This is a genomic window from Myxococcus sp. CA005 (genome assembly GCF_006518205.1).
Lineage (GTDB): Bacteria > Myxococcota > Myxococcia > Myxococcales > Myxococcaceae > Myxococcus > Myxococcus xanthus.
Genome location: NZ_SRLV01000002.1, coordinates 35990 through 51789, shown reverse-complemented (window position 1 = coordinate 51789; position 15800 = coordinate 35990). Strand labels below are relative to the sequence as shown.

Sequence of the window (15800 nt, the reverse complement as noted above, 5' to 3'; positions counted from 1 at the left end):
ACGAACTGGGACGTGGCGCCGGGCCGCTGTTGACACCATCACCCGGCAAGGTCGGGAACACCGCCGCGAGGAGCCGCCGTGAGTGGACGCGAGAGTCCGGTGTCAGGAGGCAAGGCGGCGCGCGCTTCCGCGAAGGAGGCTCGCCTGCGCCGAGCCGGCCCATGGCCGCTCACCGTGGCCACCGCCGCCGCGCTCGGGTTGCTCATCTACGTCGCCACCACCAGCCTGCCCTACCTCATCTCCGCGCCCACCTCGGATCCGCACTTCGGCGCGCTGAACCACTGTCTCGCCCGCCTCCTGCAACGCCCCCTGCTGGGCTGGGCCGTCTCGCCGGATGCCTCGCGCGCCGCCGTCTACGGCGCCCAGGCCATGGCGGTCTGTACCCTGCCGGAGGGCTCCCAGCGGTTCCCCCTGGCAGGCGTACGCGCCGTCACCTTCGACCGGGAGAATCGCCTCTGGTGGTCGCAGGCCGGACAGCTCTGGCGCGACGACGGGGCCGAGCCCAGGCGCATGGGCGACTTCTCCCCAGTATCACTCGTCAGCCACGGGGGCGGAGTGCTGGCGCTCGACGCGGAGGGGCAGCTCGTCTCGGTGGCGCCTGACGGAGCGGTGCTGGGACAGGTGCCGGTATCCGGGGCGGAAGCGCGGCTGTCCGTGGGAGCGGAGGGCACCTTCGCCGCCGTGCTCGACGAGGCCGCGCTCCGCTTCTACGAAGCGCGAACCCTCACTCCACTCCCCGTGGAGTTGCCGTGTGAAGTAGCGGGCTTGTGGTGGCTCGAGCGCCCCGAGCGCGTCCTGATCGCCTGCGCCCAGGGGAACGAGCAGGCTTTCGCGGTGGATCTCCAGACCGCCCGGTACGAGCCGGCGCAGCGCCCGCCAGGGGCGCCTGCTCGGAGGCTCCTCGGACGGCCCCTCTATGTGCACGGCTGCGACGGATTTCCGTGCACGGCCCCTGCCCCCTGAGATGTTGGTAGGAGGTGCGGCGCCGGGTGCCTTTCACGGGCGGTCCGGGCCTCTGAACCACCGCGTTCATTGGTGAACGTTCAGGGTTCCGCGGGGCCTGCATTGAATCGACAAGCCCGCGAACTCCCTGGAGATTCGTCCCAGCCCGGGCGCCGCTCAGCGCAGCCAGCAGCGTTCATCCCGATCAGAGGTTTCTCGCGTGGACGACACCAAGGTTCCCCAGTCTCCTTCCAACGGCCGTAAGCGTGCCTCCGCGCGCAAGCCTTCGGGGAACGGCACTTCCCGCCCGGAGGCGCCTACCCGCGAGGTGGCCCCTTCCGAGCCCCCCGCGGCCAACCGCTTGAGCGGTGACCGGGGACGACCCCGCTCCACCTCGCCAGCGGACCTTGAAGTGGCGGCACCGAAGCCCGCCCGCCGCAACGGCCGGGGCCGTGGCGCTCGCGCGTCCACCCCGCGTGGCCAGGGACGCGGCGGCCATCCGCTGCAACCCCTGCTCGCCGCGCTTCGTTCGGTGCACGGCGGAGACTTCTCCGTGCGGCTCCCGGGCGGCGGCGCCGACCCGGTGATGGAGGAGATCGCCAGTGCCTTCAACGCCGTGGTGTCGCTCAACGCCACCCTGACGCAGGAAGTGGTCCGCGTGGAGCGCGTGGTCGGCCGCGAGGGCCGCATGGGCGAGCGCGTGTCGCTGGGCGACGTGCGCGGCGATTGGGCCCACAGCATCAACTCCATCAATTCGCTCATCGGCGACCTGGTGCAGCCCACCACGGAGGTGGCGCGCGTGCTGGTGGCCGTGGCGCAGGGCGACCTCACCCAGAAGATGGCGTTGGAGATTGATGGCCAGCCCGTCAAGGGCGAGTTCCTCCGCATCGGCACTACCGTCAACGCGATGCTGGACCAGCTCAACTCGTTCGCCGCCGAGGTGACGCGCGTGGCGCGCGAGGTGGGCAGCGACGGCAAGCTGGGCGGTCAGGCCGAAGTGCGCGGCGTGTCCGGCGTGTGGAAGGACCTCACGGACAACGTGAACCTGATGGCCAACAACCTCACGGCCCAGGTGCGCAACATCGCCGAGGTGTCCACGGCGGTGGCCAACGGCGACCTGTCCAAGAAAATCACCGTGGACGCGCGCGGCGAGGTCTTCGAGCTCAAGAGCACCATCAACACGATGGTGGACCAGCTCAACGGCTTCGCCTCCGAAGTGACGCGCGTGGCGCGCGAAGTCGGCACCGAAGGCAAGCTGGGCGGTCAGGCCGCGGTGCCTGGCGTGTCCGGCACGTGGAAGGACCTCACGGACAACGTGAACTTCATGGCCTCCAACCTCACCACGCAGGTGCGGGGCATCGTGAAGGTGGTGACGGCCGTCGCCAACGGCGACCTCACCCAGAAGTTGATGGTGCCGTCGCAGGGTGAGATTGCCGCGCTGGGCGCCACGCTCAACGCGATGACGGACACCCTCAACGTCTTCGCGCAGCAGGTGACCAGCGTCGCGCGCACGGTGGGCGTGGAAGGCAAGCTGGGCGCCCAGGCCCAGGTGCCCGGCGCCGCCGGGACGTGGAAGGACCTCACGGACAACGTGAACCTGATGGCCAACAACCTCACGGCCCAGGTGCGCAACATCGGCGAGGTGACGACGGCCGTCGCCAAGGGCGACCTGTCCAAGAAAATCACCGTCGACGTGCGCGGCGAGGTGCTGGAGCTCAAGGACACCATCAACACGATGGTGGACCAGCTCCGCGCCTTCGCCTCCGAGGTGACGCGCGTGGCCCGCGAGGTGGGCACCGACGGAAAGCTGGGCGGCCAGGCCGACGTGAAGGGCGTGGGGGGCGTGTGGAAGGACCTCACGGACAACGTGAACTACATGGCCTCCAACCTCACCACGCAGGTGCGCAACATCGCGCTGGTGACGACGTCGGTGGCCAATGGCGACCTGTCCAAGAAGATTACGGTCGACGCGCGCGGCGAAATCCTGGAGCTGAAGAACACCATCAACACGATGGTGGACCAGCTCAACAGCTTCGCCTCGGAAGTGACGCGCGTGGCGCGCGAGGTCGGCACCCACGGCAAGCTGGGTGGCCAGGCCGAGGTGCGCGGCGTGTCCGGCACCTGGAAGGACCTCACGGACAACGTGAACGTCATGGCCGTGAACCTCACCACCCAGGTGCGCGGCATCGCCAAGGTGGTGACGGCGGTGGCCAACGGTGACCTCACCCAGCGCCTGAAGATGGAGGCCAAGGGCGAGGTGGCCGAGCTGGCCGACACCATCAACGCGATGACGCAGACGCTGTCCATCTTCGCGCAGCAGGTGACGGACGTGGCGCGCACGGTGGGCGTGGAAGGCAAGCTGGGCGCCCAGGCGGTGGTGCCGGGCGTGGCGGGCACGTGGAAGGACCTCACCAACAACGTGAACCTGCTTGCCAACAACCTCACCGACCAGGTCCGCAACATCGCCGAAGTCACCACGGCTGTCGCCAAGGGTGACCTGTCCCGCAAGATTACCGTCGACGCCAAGGGCGAGGTGCTGGAGCTGAAGAGCACCATCAACACGATGGTGGACCAGCTCAACAGCTTCGCCGCGGAGGTGACGCGCGTCGCGAAGGAAGTCGGCACCGAAGGGAAGCTGGGCGGCCAGGCCGAAGTGCGCGGCGTGTCCGGCGTGTGGAAGGACCTCACGGACAACGTGAACTTCATGGCCGTCAACCTCACCACGCAGGTGCGGGGCATCGTGCGCGTGGTGACGGCGGTGGCCAACGGCGACCTGAACCAGAAGCTGACGATGGATGCCAAGGGCGAGATTGCCGCGCTCGCCGACACCATCAACGCGATGACGCAGACGCTGTCCATCTTCGCGCAGCAGGTGACGGACGTGGCACGCACGGTGGGCGTGGAAGGCAAGCTGGGCGCCCAGGCGGAAGTGCCGGGCGTGGCGGGCACCTGGAAGGACCTCACCAACAACGTGAACCTGCTCGCCAACAACCTCACGGCGCAGGTGCGAAACATCGCCGAGGTCACCACGGCCGTGGCCAATGGTGACCTGTCCAAGAAAATCACGGTCGACGCCAAGGGAGAGGTGCTGGAGCTCAAGAGCACCATCAACACGATGGTGGACCAGCTCCGCGCCTTCGCCGCCGAGGTGACGCGCGTCGCGAAGGAAGTCGGCACCGAGGGCAAGCTGGGCGGTCAGGCCGACGTGAAGGACCTGTCCGGCGTGTGGAAGGACCTCACGGACAACGTGAACGTGCTGGCCGGAAACCTCACGGACCAGGTGCGAAACATCGCCAAGGTGACCACGGCCGTCGCCAACGGCGACCTGTCGCAGAAAATCACCGTCTCCGTGAAGGGCGAGGTGCTGGAGCTGAAGAACACCATCAACACCATGGTGGACCAGCTCCGTGCCTTCGCCTCCGAGGTGACGCGCGTCGCGAAGGAAGTCGGCACCGAAGGCAAGCTGGGCGGTCAGGCCGCGGTGCCCGGCGTCGCCGGCACCTGGAAGGACCTCACGGACAACGTGAACGTGCTGGCCGGAAACCTCACGGACCAGGTGCGCAACATCGCCAAGGTGACGACGGCCGTCGCCAACGGCGACTTGTCACAGAAAATCTCCGTGGAGGCCCGGGGCGAAATCCTGGAACTGAAGAGCACCATCAACACGATGGTGGACCAGCTCCGCGCCTTCGCCGCCGAGGTGACGCGCGTCGCGAAGGAAGTGGGGACGGACGGAAAGCTGGGCGGCCAGGCCGCGGTGCCCGGGGTCGCCGGTACATGGAAAGACCTCACGGACAACGTGAACAGCATGGCCTCCAACCTCACCGCGCAGGTGCGAAACATCGCGCTGGTGACCACGGCGGTGGCCAATGGCGATTTGTCCAAGAAGATTACTGTCGACGCCAAGGGCGAAATCCTGGAGCTGAAGGACACCATCAACATCATGGTGGACCAGCTCAACAGCTTCTCCGCGGAGGTGACGCGCGTCGCTCGCGAGGTTGGCACCGAGGGCAAGCTGGGCGGTCAAGCCGAAGTGCGCGGCGTGTCCGGCGTGTGGAAGGACCTCACGGACAACGTGAACTTCATGGCCCGCAACCTCACCACGCAGGTGCGCGGCATCGTCAAGGTCGTGACGGCGGTGGCCAACGGCGACTTGAAGCAGAAGCTGGCCGTGGAGGCGAAGGGCGAGGTCGCCGCGCTGGCGGAGACCATCAACAACATGACGGACACGCTGGGCACCTTCGCCGAGCAGGTGTCCACGGTGGCCCGCGAGGTGGGCGTCGAAGGGAAGCTGGGCGGCCAGGCCCGCGTGCCCGGGGTCGCGGGGACGTGGAAGGACCTCACGGACAACGTGAACTTCATGGCCTCCAACCTCACCACGCAGGTGCGCGGCATCGTCAAGGTCGTGACGGCGGTGGCCAACGGCGACCTGACGCAGAAGCTGGCCGTGGAGGCGAAGGGCGAAGTCGCCGCGCTGGCGGAGACCATCAACAACATGACGGACACGCTGGGCACCTTCGCCGACCAGGTGACGACGGTGGCCCGCGAGGTGGGTATCGAAGGGAAGCTGGGCGGCCAGGCCCGCGTGCCGGGTGCGCGCGGCACGTGGCGGCAGCTGACCGACAACGTGAACCAGCTGGCCGGCACGTTGACGAGCCAGCTGCGCGCCATCTCCGACGTGGCCACCGCGGTGACGAAGGGTGACCTCACGCGAAGCATCACCGTCGTGGCCGAGGGCGAGGTCGCCGCGCTGAAGGACAACATCAACCAGATGATTGTCAACCTGCGTGAGACGACGCAGAAGAACCAGGAGCAGGACTGGCTCAAGACGAACCTGGCGAAGTTCAGCGGCATGATGCAGGGCCAGAAGAGCCTGGACGCCGTCAGCCGCCTCATCATGAGCGAGCTGACGCCGCTGGTCTCCGCGCACCACGGCGCCTTCTTCCTGGTGGACGGCGCCGAGGCCGGCACGCCGCTGCTCAAGCTCACCAGCACCTACGCGTACCGGGAGCGCAAGCACATCGCCAACCGGTTCCGCTTCGGTGAGGGCCTGGTCGGCCAGTGCGCCCTGGAGCGGAAGACCATCCTGCTCACCCAGGTGCCGGAGGACTACATCACCATCTCCTCCGGACTGGGCGAGGCCGCGCCGCTCAACATCATCGTCCTGCCCGTCCTCTTCGAAGGCGAGGTGAAGGCCGTCATCGAGCTGGCCTCCTTCCACGCGTTCAGCGCCATCCACCAAATCTTCCTGGATCAGCTCACGGAGACCATTGGCGTGGTGCTGAACATGATCATCGCCAACATGCGCACGGAGCAACTGCTGCTCCAGTCGCAGGACCTGACGCAGGAGCTCCAGAGCCAGTCCAAGGAGCTGACGCAGCAGCAGGAGGCCCTCAAGCGCAGCAACATCGAGCTGGAGGAGAAGGCGACGCTGCTGGAGGAGCAGAACCGCCGCGTCGAGGAGAAGAACAACGAGGTGGAGCGCGCCCGCGTCAGCCTGGAGGAGAAGGCCGAGCAGCTCACCGTCATCTCCAAGTACAAGAGCGAGTTCCTGGCCAACATGAGCCACGAGCTGCGCACGCCGCTCAACTCGCTGCTCATCCTGGCCAAGCTGCTGTCGGACAACAAGGACGGCAACCTCAGCACCAAGCAGGTGGAGTACGCGAACACCATCTACGCCTCCGGCGGAGACCTGCTCAGCCTCATCAACGAAATCCTCGACCTGTCCAAGGTGGAGGCCGGGAAGATGCAGGTGGAGCCGCGGGACATCGTCCTCACCGAGCTCAATCAGTTCATCGAGCGCAGCTTCCTCCCTGTCGCGGAGCAGAAGGGCCTGTCCTTCACCGTGGAGGTGGGCCCCGGCGCGCCGCGCCACATCCGCACCGACCCGCAGCGGCTCCAGCAGGTGCTGAAGAACCTGCTGTCCAATGCCTTCAAGTTCACCGACGAGGGCAGCGTCCAGTTGAAGGTGAAGCTGGCCGAGGTAGGCACGCACTTCGACCACGAGGTTCTGCGGCGCTCGCGGTACGTGCTCGGCTTCGCGGTGTCGGACACGGGCATCGGCATCGCCCGGGACAAGCAGCGCCTCATCTTCGAGGCGTTCCAGCAGGCGGACGGCTCCACCGCGCGCAAGTACGGTGGCACGGGCCTGGGCCTGTCCATCAGCCGCGAAATCGCCAAGCTGTTGGGCGGTGAAATCCAGGTGACCAGCGAGCCCGGCCGCGGCAGCACCTTCACGCTCTACCTGCCGCCTGAGTACATCAGTCCGGAGGAGGAGGGCCTGCCGTCCATTCCGTCCCCGTACGAGCCTCCGCCCCGGCTGCCGCCTCCTCCGACGCCGGAGTCGCCGCGCGCGGAGCCGCCTCCCGCGCCGCCGGTGGCGGACAGTGGCCACGTGCTGGACGCGGCGCTGCCGCCGCCCATCGAGTCGCTGCTGACGCCCGTCGCCGTGGAGGATGACCGCGACCACATCCGCGAAGGGGACCGCGTCCTGCTACTCATCGAGGACGACGTGAAGTTCGCCCGCATCATGGTGCAGATGGCGCGGGAGAAGGGCTTCAAGGCCCTGGTGGCCACGCGCGGCGACACCGGCCTGTCCATGGCCAACGAGTTCCAGCCGCACGCCATCACCCTGGACATCCAGCTCCCCGTCGTGGACGGCTGGAGCGTGCTGGACCGGCTCAAGCGCAACCCGCGCACGCGCCACATCCCCGTGCACGTCATCAGCGTCATGGACAAGAACCAGGGCAACTCACAGGGCGCCTTCGGTTACCTCACCAAGCCCGTCAGCAAGGAGGGCCTGGAGCGGGTGTTCAACCAACTGGCCAGCTTCCTGGAGCGCAAGGAGCGCCGGCTGCTGCTGGTGGAGGACGACGACGTCCAGCGCGACAGCCTGGTGAAGCTGCTGAGCGAAGGCGGCGATGTCGAGGTGACGGCCGTGGCCACCGGCGAGGAGGTGCTCCATCACCTGGAGACGGGCGAGTTCGACTGCGTCGTCATCGACCTGATGCTGCCCGACACCGATGGCATCCGGCTGGTGGAGGAGGTCAAGACGCAGAACCGCTTCCGCGACCTGCCCATCGTCATCTACACCGGCAAGGAGCTGACGCCCAAGGACGAGGCCCGGCTGCGCCGCTACACCGGCAGTGTCATCCTCAAGAGCGGGACGAAGAGTCCGGAGCAACTGCTCAGCGACACGGCGCTGTTCCTCCACCGGTTGGACCAGAACCTGCCGCCTCGCGCCCGCGCCGCCCTGGCTCAGCGCAACGAGAAGGACGCGGAGCTGTCCGCCAAGAAGGTCCTGGTGGTGGATGACGACATGCGCAACATCTTCGCGCTCACCAGCGTGCTGGAGAACCACGGCATGCAGGTGGTGTTCGCGGAGAACGGGCGCGCGGCCATCGAGATGCTCGAACAGCACCGCGACGTCGACATCGTCCTCATGGACGTGATGATGCCGGAGATGGACGGCTATGAGACCATGCGGGCCATCCGCAAGGACCTCAAGTACTCCAGCCTCCCCATCATCGCGGTGACGGCGAAGGCGCTGAAGGACGACCGGGAGAAGTGCATGGCGGCCGGCGCGAGCGACTACCTGCCCAAGCCGGTGGACACCGACAAGCTTCTGGAGCTCATCCGTCTGTGGGTGACGGCTTGATTCGCTGAGTGATGGTTACCGTACGGCGCCTCTCTTCCGGGCTTGGGTCCGGTCGAGGGGCCACCTAGCCTCTTCCACCTTGAGAACAGGTGGGACCGGGGCAGATTCATCCGCCGACTTCAATGACGCCTAGCGAACACATCTCCGCGGACCGCAACCAGGAAAGGGCTTCCCAGCCCCGAGCGAGCATCCTGATGGTGGACGACCATCCGTCCAACCTGCTCGCGCTGGAGGCCATTCTCGAGCCGCTCGGGCAGGAGTTGGTGAAGGCCACCAGCGGTGAGGAGGCCCTCAAGTTCCTGCTTCAGCGCGACTTCGCCGTCATCCTGATGGACGTGCAGATGCCAGGGCTGGACGGCTTCCAGACGGCCACGCTCATCAAGCAGCGCGAGCGCACGCGCACCATCCCCATCATCTTCCTCACCGCGCTCAGCCGCGACGCGGCCCACGTCTTCAAGGGCTACGCGCACGGCGCGGTGGACTACCTGCTCAAGCCGTTCGACCCGGAAATCCTCCGCTCCAAGGTCAGCGTCTTCGTGGACCTGTTCCTCAAGGAGCAGCAGATTCAGCGGCAGGCGGTGCTCCTCCGGCAGCGCGAGCGCGAGGCGCTGGAGCGGCAGAGCGAGCTGCGCCACCTGCGGCTCACGGAGTCCTTGCCGGAGGTGATGTGGGCGGCGCGCTCGGACGGCAGCTTCACCTACGCCAACCGCGCCGCGCGGGACTACACCGGCATCCAGGCGGAACAGCCGCTGTCGCTCAACACCTTCCTGGAGTTCGTCCACCCGGTGGACCGCGAGGCCATGCGCGCCGCGTGGGTGCAGGCCATCCGCATGGGACAGCGCGTGGAGCGCGAGTTCCGCCTGCGCCGCTTCGACGGCGTGTACCGCTGGCACCTGGCGCGCGCGGTGCCGGAGCGGGACGAGAATGGCCTGCTGGCCGGCTGGATTGCCGTGGCCACGGACATCGACGACAAGCGCCGGGCGGAGGAGGCGCTGGGGCGCTTCAAGGCGACGCTGGACGCGACGCTGGACTGCGTCCTCATGTTCTCCCCGGACTCGCTGACGCTCACCTACGCCAACGCGGGCGCTGCCAAGCAGTTGGCCAGCAGCACCGATGAACTGGTGGGCCTGTCGGTGCTGGAGGTGGAGGGCGCCTTCGACGAGGCCGGCTTCCGCAAGCTGCTGGCGCCGCTGGTGAGCGGCACGTTGCCCAGCCAGACGTACTCCACCAGCCACCGCCGGCGGGATGGCTCGGAGGTGCCGGTGGAGGTGGTGCTCCAGTACGTGGCGGCGGACGGCGGCCCCGGGCGCTTCATCTCCGTGGCGCGCGACATCACGGAGCGGCAGCGGGCGGAGACGGCGCTGCGGCTGGCCAGCGAGGCGAAGGATTCCTTCCTCGCGGCGGCCAGCCACGAGCTGCGCACGCCGCTGGCCGCGGCCAAGGGCCACGCGCACCTGGCGCTGCTGAAGCTGGGCGGTGAGACAGAAGCCGGGCCGGGCAAGTCGCTCAAAATCATCAACCGGCAAATCGACCGGATGGCCAAGCTGGTGGAGGACCTGCTGGACATCAGCCGGCTCCAGGCGGGGCGCCTGTCGTTGGAGCTGGAGCGCTTCGACCTGAGCCATCTGGTGCACGAGACGCGGGACCGCATGGCGGTGCTGTCGCAAGGCCATGAAATCCACGTCGAGGCGTCGGATCAGCTCGAGGGGACGTGGGACCGGGGCCGGTTGGACCAGGTGCTCACGAACCTGCTGTCCAATGCGTTGCGCTACTCGCCCGAGGGCGGGCCCGTGTGGGTGCGGGTGCAGGGTGAGCACGACGAGGGCGTCCACCTGTCGGTGACGGACACCGGCGTGGGAATCCCCAAGGAGAAGCAGGGGCTCATCTTCGAGCGCTTCGGCCGCGCGCACGGCAGCAAGTACGGCGGTCTGGGCCTGGGGCTCACCATCAGCCAGGGCATCGTGGAGCAGCACGGCGGCCGTATCTGGGTGGAGTCTCCGGGTGTGGCGGGGGAAGGCTCCACCTTCCACGTCTGGCTGCCGCGCGAGACGGAGGCGCCTACCGGCGGCGTGCATCCGGACGCGGCGACGCGCTCCGCCAACTGAGCGCGTCCCACGCGAAGTGTCCCGGCGTCCGCGCGGTGGAAGGGCGTCGGGGGCTGTCTCCGTGACGCTCCGGCGCCTTTCGCGCTCAGGGCCCGGCTGGGAGGGGGGAGGGTCAGCTCAGCCGCTCCGCCAGCTTCGTGTGGCCTTGCTGGCGGGCACGGTCCGCCGCGCTCTCACCGGCCGCGTTGCGCAGCCGCGCATCGGCACCACCCGTCAGCAGCAACTCGATGACCTCGGCATGCCCGTTGCGGGCCGCGGTGTGCAGCGGCGTGTTGCCGCCCTCGTCCGCCAGGTCTGGGTTCGCTCCCCGTCCGAGCAGCGCCGAGACGCTCGCGCTCAGTCCCTTCCAGGCGGCGAGGAACAGCGCCGTGGCGCCGCTGTCGTCCCGTGGGTTGACGTCCTGCTCGGGCCGAAGCGGGAGGATGCTCTGCACCGCGTCGTCGCGCCCTCGTCGGCGCGGTCCTCGTGGTCGCGCTCATCCTCGGGAGCGTCGTCCTTGGGCTCGGCCAACTGGCCCCGTAGTCGTTTCTGTTCTGGATGATGCACGGGGTCCAGCATGCCCTTACACCCGTGTTGCGTAGCGACGCGCACCAACACGAACGAGGAGCTGAGATGTCGAAGACCTTTACGCAGACGAAGGAGGAGCTGGTCGGAAAAGCGAAGAAGCAGATGGACACCACCTTCGGCCAGGGTGACTGGACCGTGCGTCAGAAGCTGGCGCTGACCTGCCGAATTTTGTTCGAGGGCGGCCACGACTCGGGGTTGGCCGGGCAGATCACCGCCCGCGCTACGGAGCCCGGCACCTACTACACGCAGCAGTTGGGCCTTGGGTTCGATGAGATCACCGCGTCGAACCTCCTGGTCGTCAACAGCGACCTTGAGGTTCTCGAAGGCAAAGGGATGGCCAACCCGGCGAACCGCTTCCATAGCTGGGTCTACGAGGCGCGGCCCGACGTCAACTGCATCATCCACACGCACCCGACGCACATCGTCGCGCTCTCCATGCTCGAGGTCCCCCTGCAGGTCTCGCACATGGATATGTGCCCCCTCTTCGATGACTGCGCCTTCCTGAAAGATTGGCCGGGGGTACCGGTCGGCAACGAGGAAGGTGAGCTCATCTCCAAGGCGCTCGGCTCCAAGCGCGCGCTCCTCCTCTCCCATCACGGTCAACTGGTGGCCGGCGATAGCATCGAGCAGGCGTGCGTGCTGGCCGAGCTCTTCGAGAGGGCGGCTCGCCTGCAGCTCCTCGCCTCTGCGGCTGGCGACATCAAGCCCATACCGGAGAAGCTGGGAAAGGAGGCGCACGACTGGATCTTGCGGCCCACGCGCAGCGCGATCACGTTCGCCTACTTCGCGCGCCGAGTGCTGAAGAAGCACGGGGACGCCCTGGCTTGAGCGGCATGCATGCAGCACTGGACCCTTCGTTCTTTCTCTTCTGGATGTCGTTCAGGGTCCAGTTGCCCGGTACATGAACGAACCGTGCGCAACGACACGCACGGCACACGTGGAGACCAACATGACAGAGAACCGTTACACAGACATCGAGATGAGCCACGAGGCGGCGGGGGGAGCACGATGAGCGCGCTGCTTCGCGGTATCGTCGCGTATCCAATCACTCCCTTCACGTCGACGGGACGTGTCGACGAGGTGCTCCTCGGCAAGATCGTTGACGACATGGTGAAGGCGGGTGTCCACGCCATCGCGCCTCTCGGCAGCACCGGCGTGCTGCCGTACCTCTCCGATGACGAAAGGGAGCAGGTTGCGGAAATCGTCATCAAGCGGGTCGCCGGGCGCGTCCCCACGCTCGTCGGCGTTTCGAGCCTCACCACCGAGCGCACCGTCCACCACGCGAAGCACGCCGAGAAGCTCGGTGCCAGCGCGGTGATGATCATCCCGATGAGCTACTGGAAGCTGAGCGACGCCGAAATCATCACCCACTACGAGACGGTGGCGAAGCGCATCGCCATCCCCATCGCGGTCTACAACAACCCCGCAACGGGTGGCCTCGACCTGAGCCCCGACGTCATCTCGCGGCTGCTGAAGATCCCGAACGTCACGATGGTCAAGGGGAGCACCGGCGACGTGAACCGCATGCACCGCCTCGTCCAGCTCTGCGGCGAGGATGTGGCGTTCTATAATGGGAGCAACCCGCTCGCCTTGGCAGCCTTCGTGGCCGGTGCGCGCGGCTGGTGCACCGCGGCGCCCCACATCATCCCGAAGCTCAACATCGAGCTCTACGACGCCATCCAGCGAGGTGACGTCGCGGCAGCGCGTCAGAGCTTCTATCGGCAGCTTCCTTTCCTGCAATTCATCGTCGCTCACGGCCTCCCGCGTGCAATCTCGGCGGCGCTCGAGCTACAGGGGACGTCTGTCGGGCCGCTCCGCGCGCCCCTGCAGGCGCTCCCTGCAGAGCGTGTCGAGGAGCTCCGTCGAATCCTCGTCGGGCTCGAAGTCATTCCCGGCGAATGAGGATAGAGGGAACCTCCATCCTCGCCGCGGGTGCCTTGCTCGCGGTGGGGATGGCTTCCGGTGTCTGGAAGTGGCGCGCGATGGTGCGCAGTCCCGAACGACGAGCCCCGATGTACGTCGACATCTTGCATCGCGCGTCGCTTCTCTACGCGAGCGCGACGTTGGTGCTCGGTCATCTCGCGGCAGCGAGCGCGTTCTCTGCCACGCTCAACCGAGGAGCGTTCTGGACGGCGTACTTCTATTTCGTAGTGACCCTCATGGTGTACGCGTTCCACGGTATTCGTCGGACCGAGCGCACGATGTTCACGCAGCGCAACCTCGTGACGGGGCCAGGGGGCGCGCTGCTCGTCGTCGGCGAGCTGGGCTCGACGCTCTTGCTGCTCGTCGGTGCAGCGCTCGGCGAGGGACGCGCGCCATGAGCGGCCGTGCCTCGTGAAGCTCGCCTGCCTGGCGCCTGCCGGCTGCCCTTCCAGCAAGGGGGAGGTAGGGCCGGGCAGGCGCCGCGGTGGGCGGCCTCCATGGGTGATTACCCTTCGCGCGACGTCAGCTCTTTCGCGTTGGGAGGTGCTCATGAAAGCCGTGGTGCTCAAGTCCTATGGAGACGTGGATGCGCTCGCCGTTCAAGACATGCCCGAGCCGAAGGTGGGACCGGGCGAGGTGAAGGTCCGCGTCACCGCCGCGGGCATCAACCCCGTGGACTGGAAGATTCGACGCGGGGACATGAAGGCGATGATGCCTCTGCAGTTCCCCACCATCCTCGGACGGGACGTGGCCGGCGAGGTCATGGAGGTGGGCCCGGGCGTCAGCGACTTCAAGCCGGGTGACCGCGTCATGGGCGTGGTGAACGCCGGCTACGCGGAGAAGGTCGTCGCGCCCGTGGAGTCCTGGGCGAAGGTCCCCGAGTCCATGGACCTGAAGGACGCCGCCGCGCTCCCCCTGGTCACGCTCACCGGCGTGCAACTGATGGAAGAGGCGGTGAACCCCAAGAAGGGGGACACGGTGCTCGTCATCGGCGCGCTGGGAGCGGTGGGCCGCGCCGCCGTCTTCGCGGCGAAAGCCCGGGGCGCGAAGGTGCTGGCCGGCGTGCGCGGCAGCCAGAAGGCGGAGGCGCAGAAGCTGGGCGTGGACGGCGTCTTCGCGCTCGACGTCGCGGATGAGTTCTCCAAGCTACCCATGCTGGACGCGGTGGCGGACACCGTGGGCGGCCAGGTGGTGGCCCGCGTGCTGGAGAAGGTGAAGCCCGGAGGCACCCTGGGCAGCGTCCTGGGTGAGCCTCCCGAGGCCAAGGGGCGGCAAATCACCGTGCGCGCCATCCTCTCGCACCCGGACTCGCGTCGCCTGACGCAACTGGGGCAGGCCGTCGCCAAGGGCGACCTGGTCATCCCCGTCAGCAAGCGCTTCCCGCTGGAGCAGGTGAAGGAAGCGCAGAAGCTCGCGGAGCAGGGCGGCGTGGGCAAGGTGCTGCTCGTCAACTGAGCGTCACTTCCCGCGCGTCAGCAACACGACCGCGCCCAGGATGGCGCCCATGGCCAGCCAAGCCGTGGGCGTCATCGTTTCGCCCGCCAGCAGGCCGCCCAGGAACACCGCCAGCACCGGATTGACGTAGGCGTAGCTGGTGGCCAGCGACGGGCGCGCGTTGCGCAGCAGGTAGCCATAGGCGCTGTAGCCCACCAGCGAGCCGAAGACGACGAGGTAGAAGAACGCGAGCACGGCCTTGGGCGTGGGCATGGCCGTGGGGCGTTCCCCAATCAGCAGGCTGAAGCCCAGCATGACGACGCCACCGCACAGCATCTGCGCCGCGGTGGACATCAGCCCCCGCGGCATGGGCAGCCGGCGACTCCACACCGAGCCCAGCGCCCAGCTCATGGGCGACACCAGCATCGCCAGCGTCGGCAGCAGGCCGCCGCCCACGTCACCGCCCAGGTTGAGCAGGACGATGCCGCCGAAGCCGACGGCCAGTCCCCAGCGCTCCGCGCGTCGGGGCCACTGGCCGAAGAGCCCCCCGAAGAGCGCCGTCCACAAGGGAAGGCTGCCCACCACCAGCGCGGCCACGCCCGACGGCACCGACTGCTGCGCGAAGACGAGCCCCCCGTTGCCCACGCCCAGCAGCAACAGCCCCACCAGCGCGCTGGCGCCCCACTGACGGGCCGTGGGCACGGGCGCCCCGCGCAGCCACAGCACCGCGAAGAGCAGGGCGCCGGCGAGCACGAAGCGCACCCCCGACATCTGGAACGGCGGCATGCCGCCTTCCAGCGCCCACCGGATGGCCAGATAGGTGGAGCCCCAAATAATATAAAGGGACAGGATGCTGGCGACGAGCCACCCGCGCTGGGGGCCACCGGGAAGGACGTCTCCGGAGGGCAGACTGACGGGGGCTGGCTGTGAAACGGGGAGCGGCGCGGCACGCGAGGCGAGCACGGCGCGGCTTGTATCGCTGGCGATTTTCGCCAGCCATGTGGGCATTGCCGCACCTCACAGCCGGGTCCTTTTCGGAGCAGTACAGTGGCGGGCACCGCACTCGTGCGTCGGGGCGGCCGTCCGGCTGGCCGGAATGGCGGCGTCGGGAATGTCGCGCCGGGTCGCCCGTAGGGACAGGGCGGCTCCCGGATTGAATGCCCGGGGCCGCT

Annotated in this window: 8 protein-coding genes and 1 pseudogene; 7 read left to right on the top strand and 2 right to left on the bottom strand. The window is 67.9% G+C overall.

Features of this window, described 5'->3' with window-relative positions:
* Positions 1 to 78 precede the first annotated feature (78 nt).
* From FMQ63_RS01105 to FMQ63_RS01095, 3 genes are all read left to right on the top strand, one after another.
* Complete coding sequence (locus FMQ63_RS01105; protein ID WP_011556661.1) at positions 79 to 963, top strand: hypothetical protein; 885 nt, start codon at positions 79 to 81, stop codon at positions 961 to 963.
* A 199-nt stretch (positions 964 to 1162) separates the two neighbouring features.
* Positions 1163 to 8599 (top strand): HAMP domain-containing protein, encoded by a 7437-nt coding sequence (locus FMQ63_RS01100; RefSeq protein ID WP_011556660.1) that lies wholly within the window; start codon positions 1163 to 1165, stop codon positions 8597 to 8599.
* A gap of 122 nt (positions 8600 to 8721) precedes the next feature.
* Positions 8722 to 10704: an ATP-binding protein gene (locus tag FMQ63_RS01095; RefSeq protein ID WP_171452189.1), complete on the top strand. Its 1983-nt coding sequence runs from the start codon at positions 8722 to 8724 to the stop codon at positions 10702 to 10704.
* A gap of 112 nt (positions 10705 to 10816) precedes the next feature.
* On the opposite strand, the pseudogene FMQ63_RS01090 reads toward FMQ63_RS01095, so the two are convergent.
* Positions 10817 to 11140: pseudogene (locus FMQ63_RS01090) on the bottom strand (ankyrin repeat domain-containing protein); the annotation flags it as partial.
* Positions 11141 to 11316: 176 nt separating this feature from the next.
* Here FMQ63_RS01090 and FMQ63_RS01085 point away from each other — a divergent pair.
* From FMQ63_RS01085 to FMQ63_RS01070, 4 genes are all read left to right on the top strand, one after another.
* On the top strand, positions 11317 to 12099 hold the full coding sequence (locus FMQ63_RS01085; protein WP_011556657.1) for an aldolase: 783 nt from the start codon (positions 11317 to 11319) through the stop codon (positions 12097 to 12099).
* A 180-nt stretch (positions 12100 to 12279) separates the two neighbouring features.
* On the top strand, positions 12280 to 13173 hold the full coding sequence (locus FMQ63_RS01080; RefSeq protein WP_011556656.1) for a dihydrodipicolinate synthase family protein: 894 nt from the start codon (positions 12280 to 12282) through the stop codon (positions 13171 to 13173).
* A gap of 110 nt (positions 13174 to 13283) precedes the next feature.
* Positions 13284 to 13592 carry a hypothetical protein gene (locus tag FMQ63_RS01075; protein ID WP_011556654.1) on the top strand — a complete coding sequence of 103 codons (309 nt, stop codon included), beginning with the start codon at positions 13284 to 13286 and terminating at the stop codon, positions 13590 to 13592.
* 151 nt (positions 13593 to 13743) lie between these two features.
* Complete coding sequence (locus FMQ63_RS01070; protein WP_011556653.1) at positions 13744 to 14649, top strand: NADP-dependent oxidoreductase; 906 nt, start codon at positions 13744 to 13746, stop codon at positions 14647 to 14649.
* A gap of 3 nt (positions 14650 to 14652) precedes the next feature.
* Here the strand turns inward: FMQ63_RS01070 and yedA are convergent, their stop codons facing one another.
* On the bottom strand, positions 14653 to 15636 hold the full coding sequence (gene yedA, locus FMQ63_RS01065; RefSeq protein WP_020478213.1) for a drug/metabolite exporter YedA: 984 nt from the start codon (positions 15634 to 15636) through the stop codon (positions 14653 to 14655).
* Positions 15637 to 15800: the final 164 nt, after the last annotated feature.

Bases quoted from the DNA above. Each gene is read 5' to 3' on its own strand.
- yedA (WP_020478213.1), bottom strand. From the start codon at position 15,636: ATGCCCACATGGCTGGCGAAAATCGCCAGCGATACAAGCCGCGCCGTG.
- FMQ63_RS01075 (WP_011556654.1), top strand. From the start codon at position 13,284: ATGTACGTCGACATCTTGCATCGCGCGTCGCTTCTCTACGCGAGCGCG.
- FMQ63_RS01095 (WP_171452189.1), top strand. From the start codon at position 8,722: ATGACGCCTAGCGAACACATCTCCGCGGACCGCAACCAGGAAAGGGCT.
- FMQ63_RS01070 (WP_011556653.1), top strand. From the start codon at position 13,744: ATGAAAGCCGTGGTGCTCAAGTCCTATGGAGACGTGGATGCGCTCGCC.
- FMQ63_RS01085 (WP_011556657.1), top strand. From the start codon at position 11,317: ATGTCGAAGACCTTTACGCAGACGAAGGAGGAGCTGGTCGGAAAAGCG.
- FMQ63_RS01080 (WP_011556656.1), top strand. From the start codon at position 12,280: ATGAGCGCGCTGCTTCGCGGTATCGTCGCGTATCCAATCACTCCCTTC.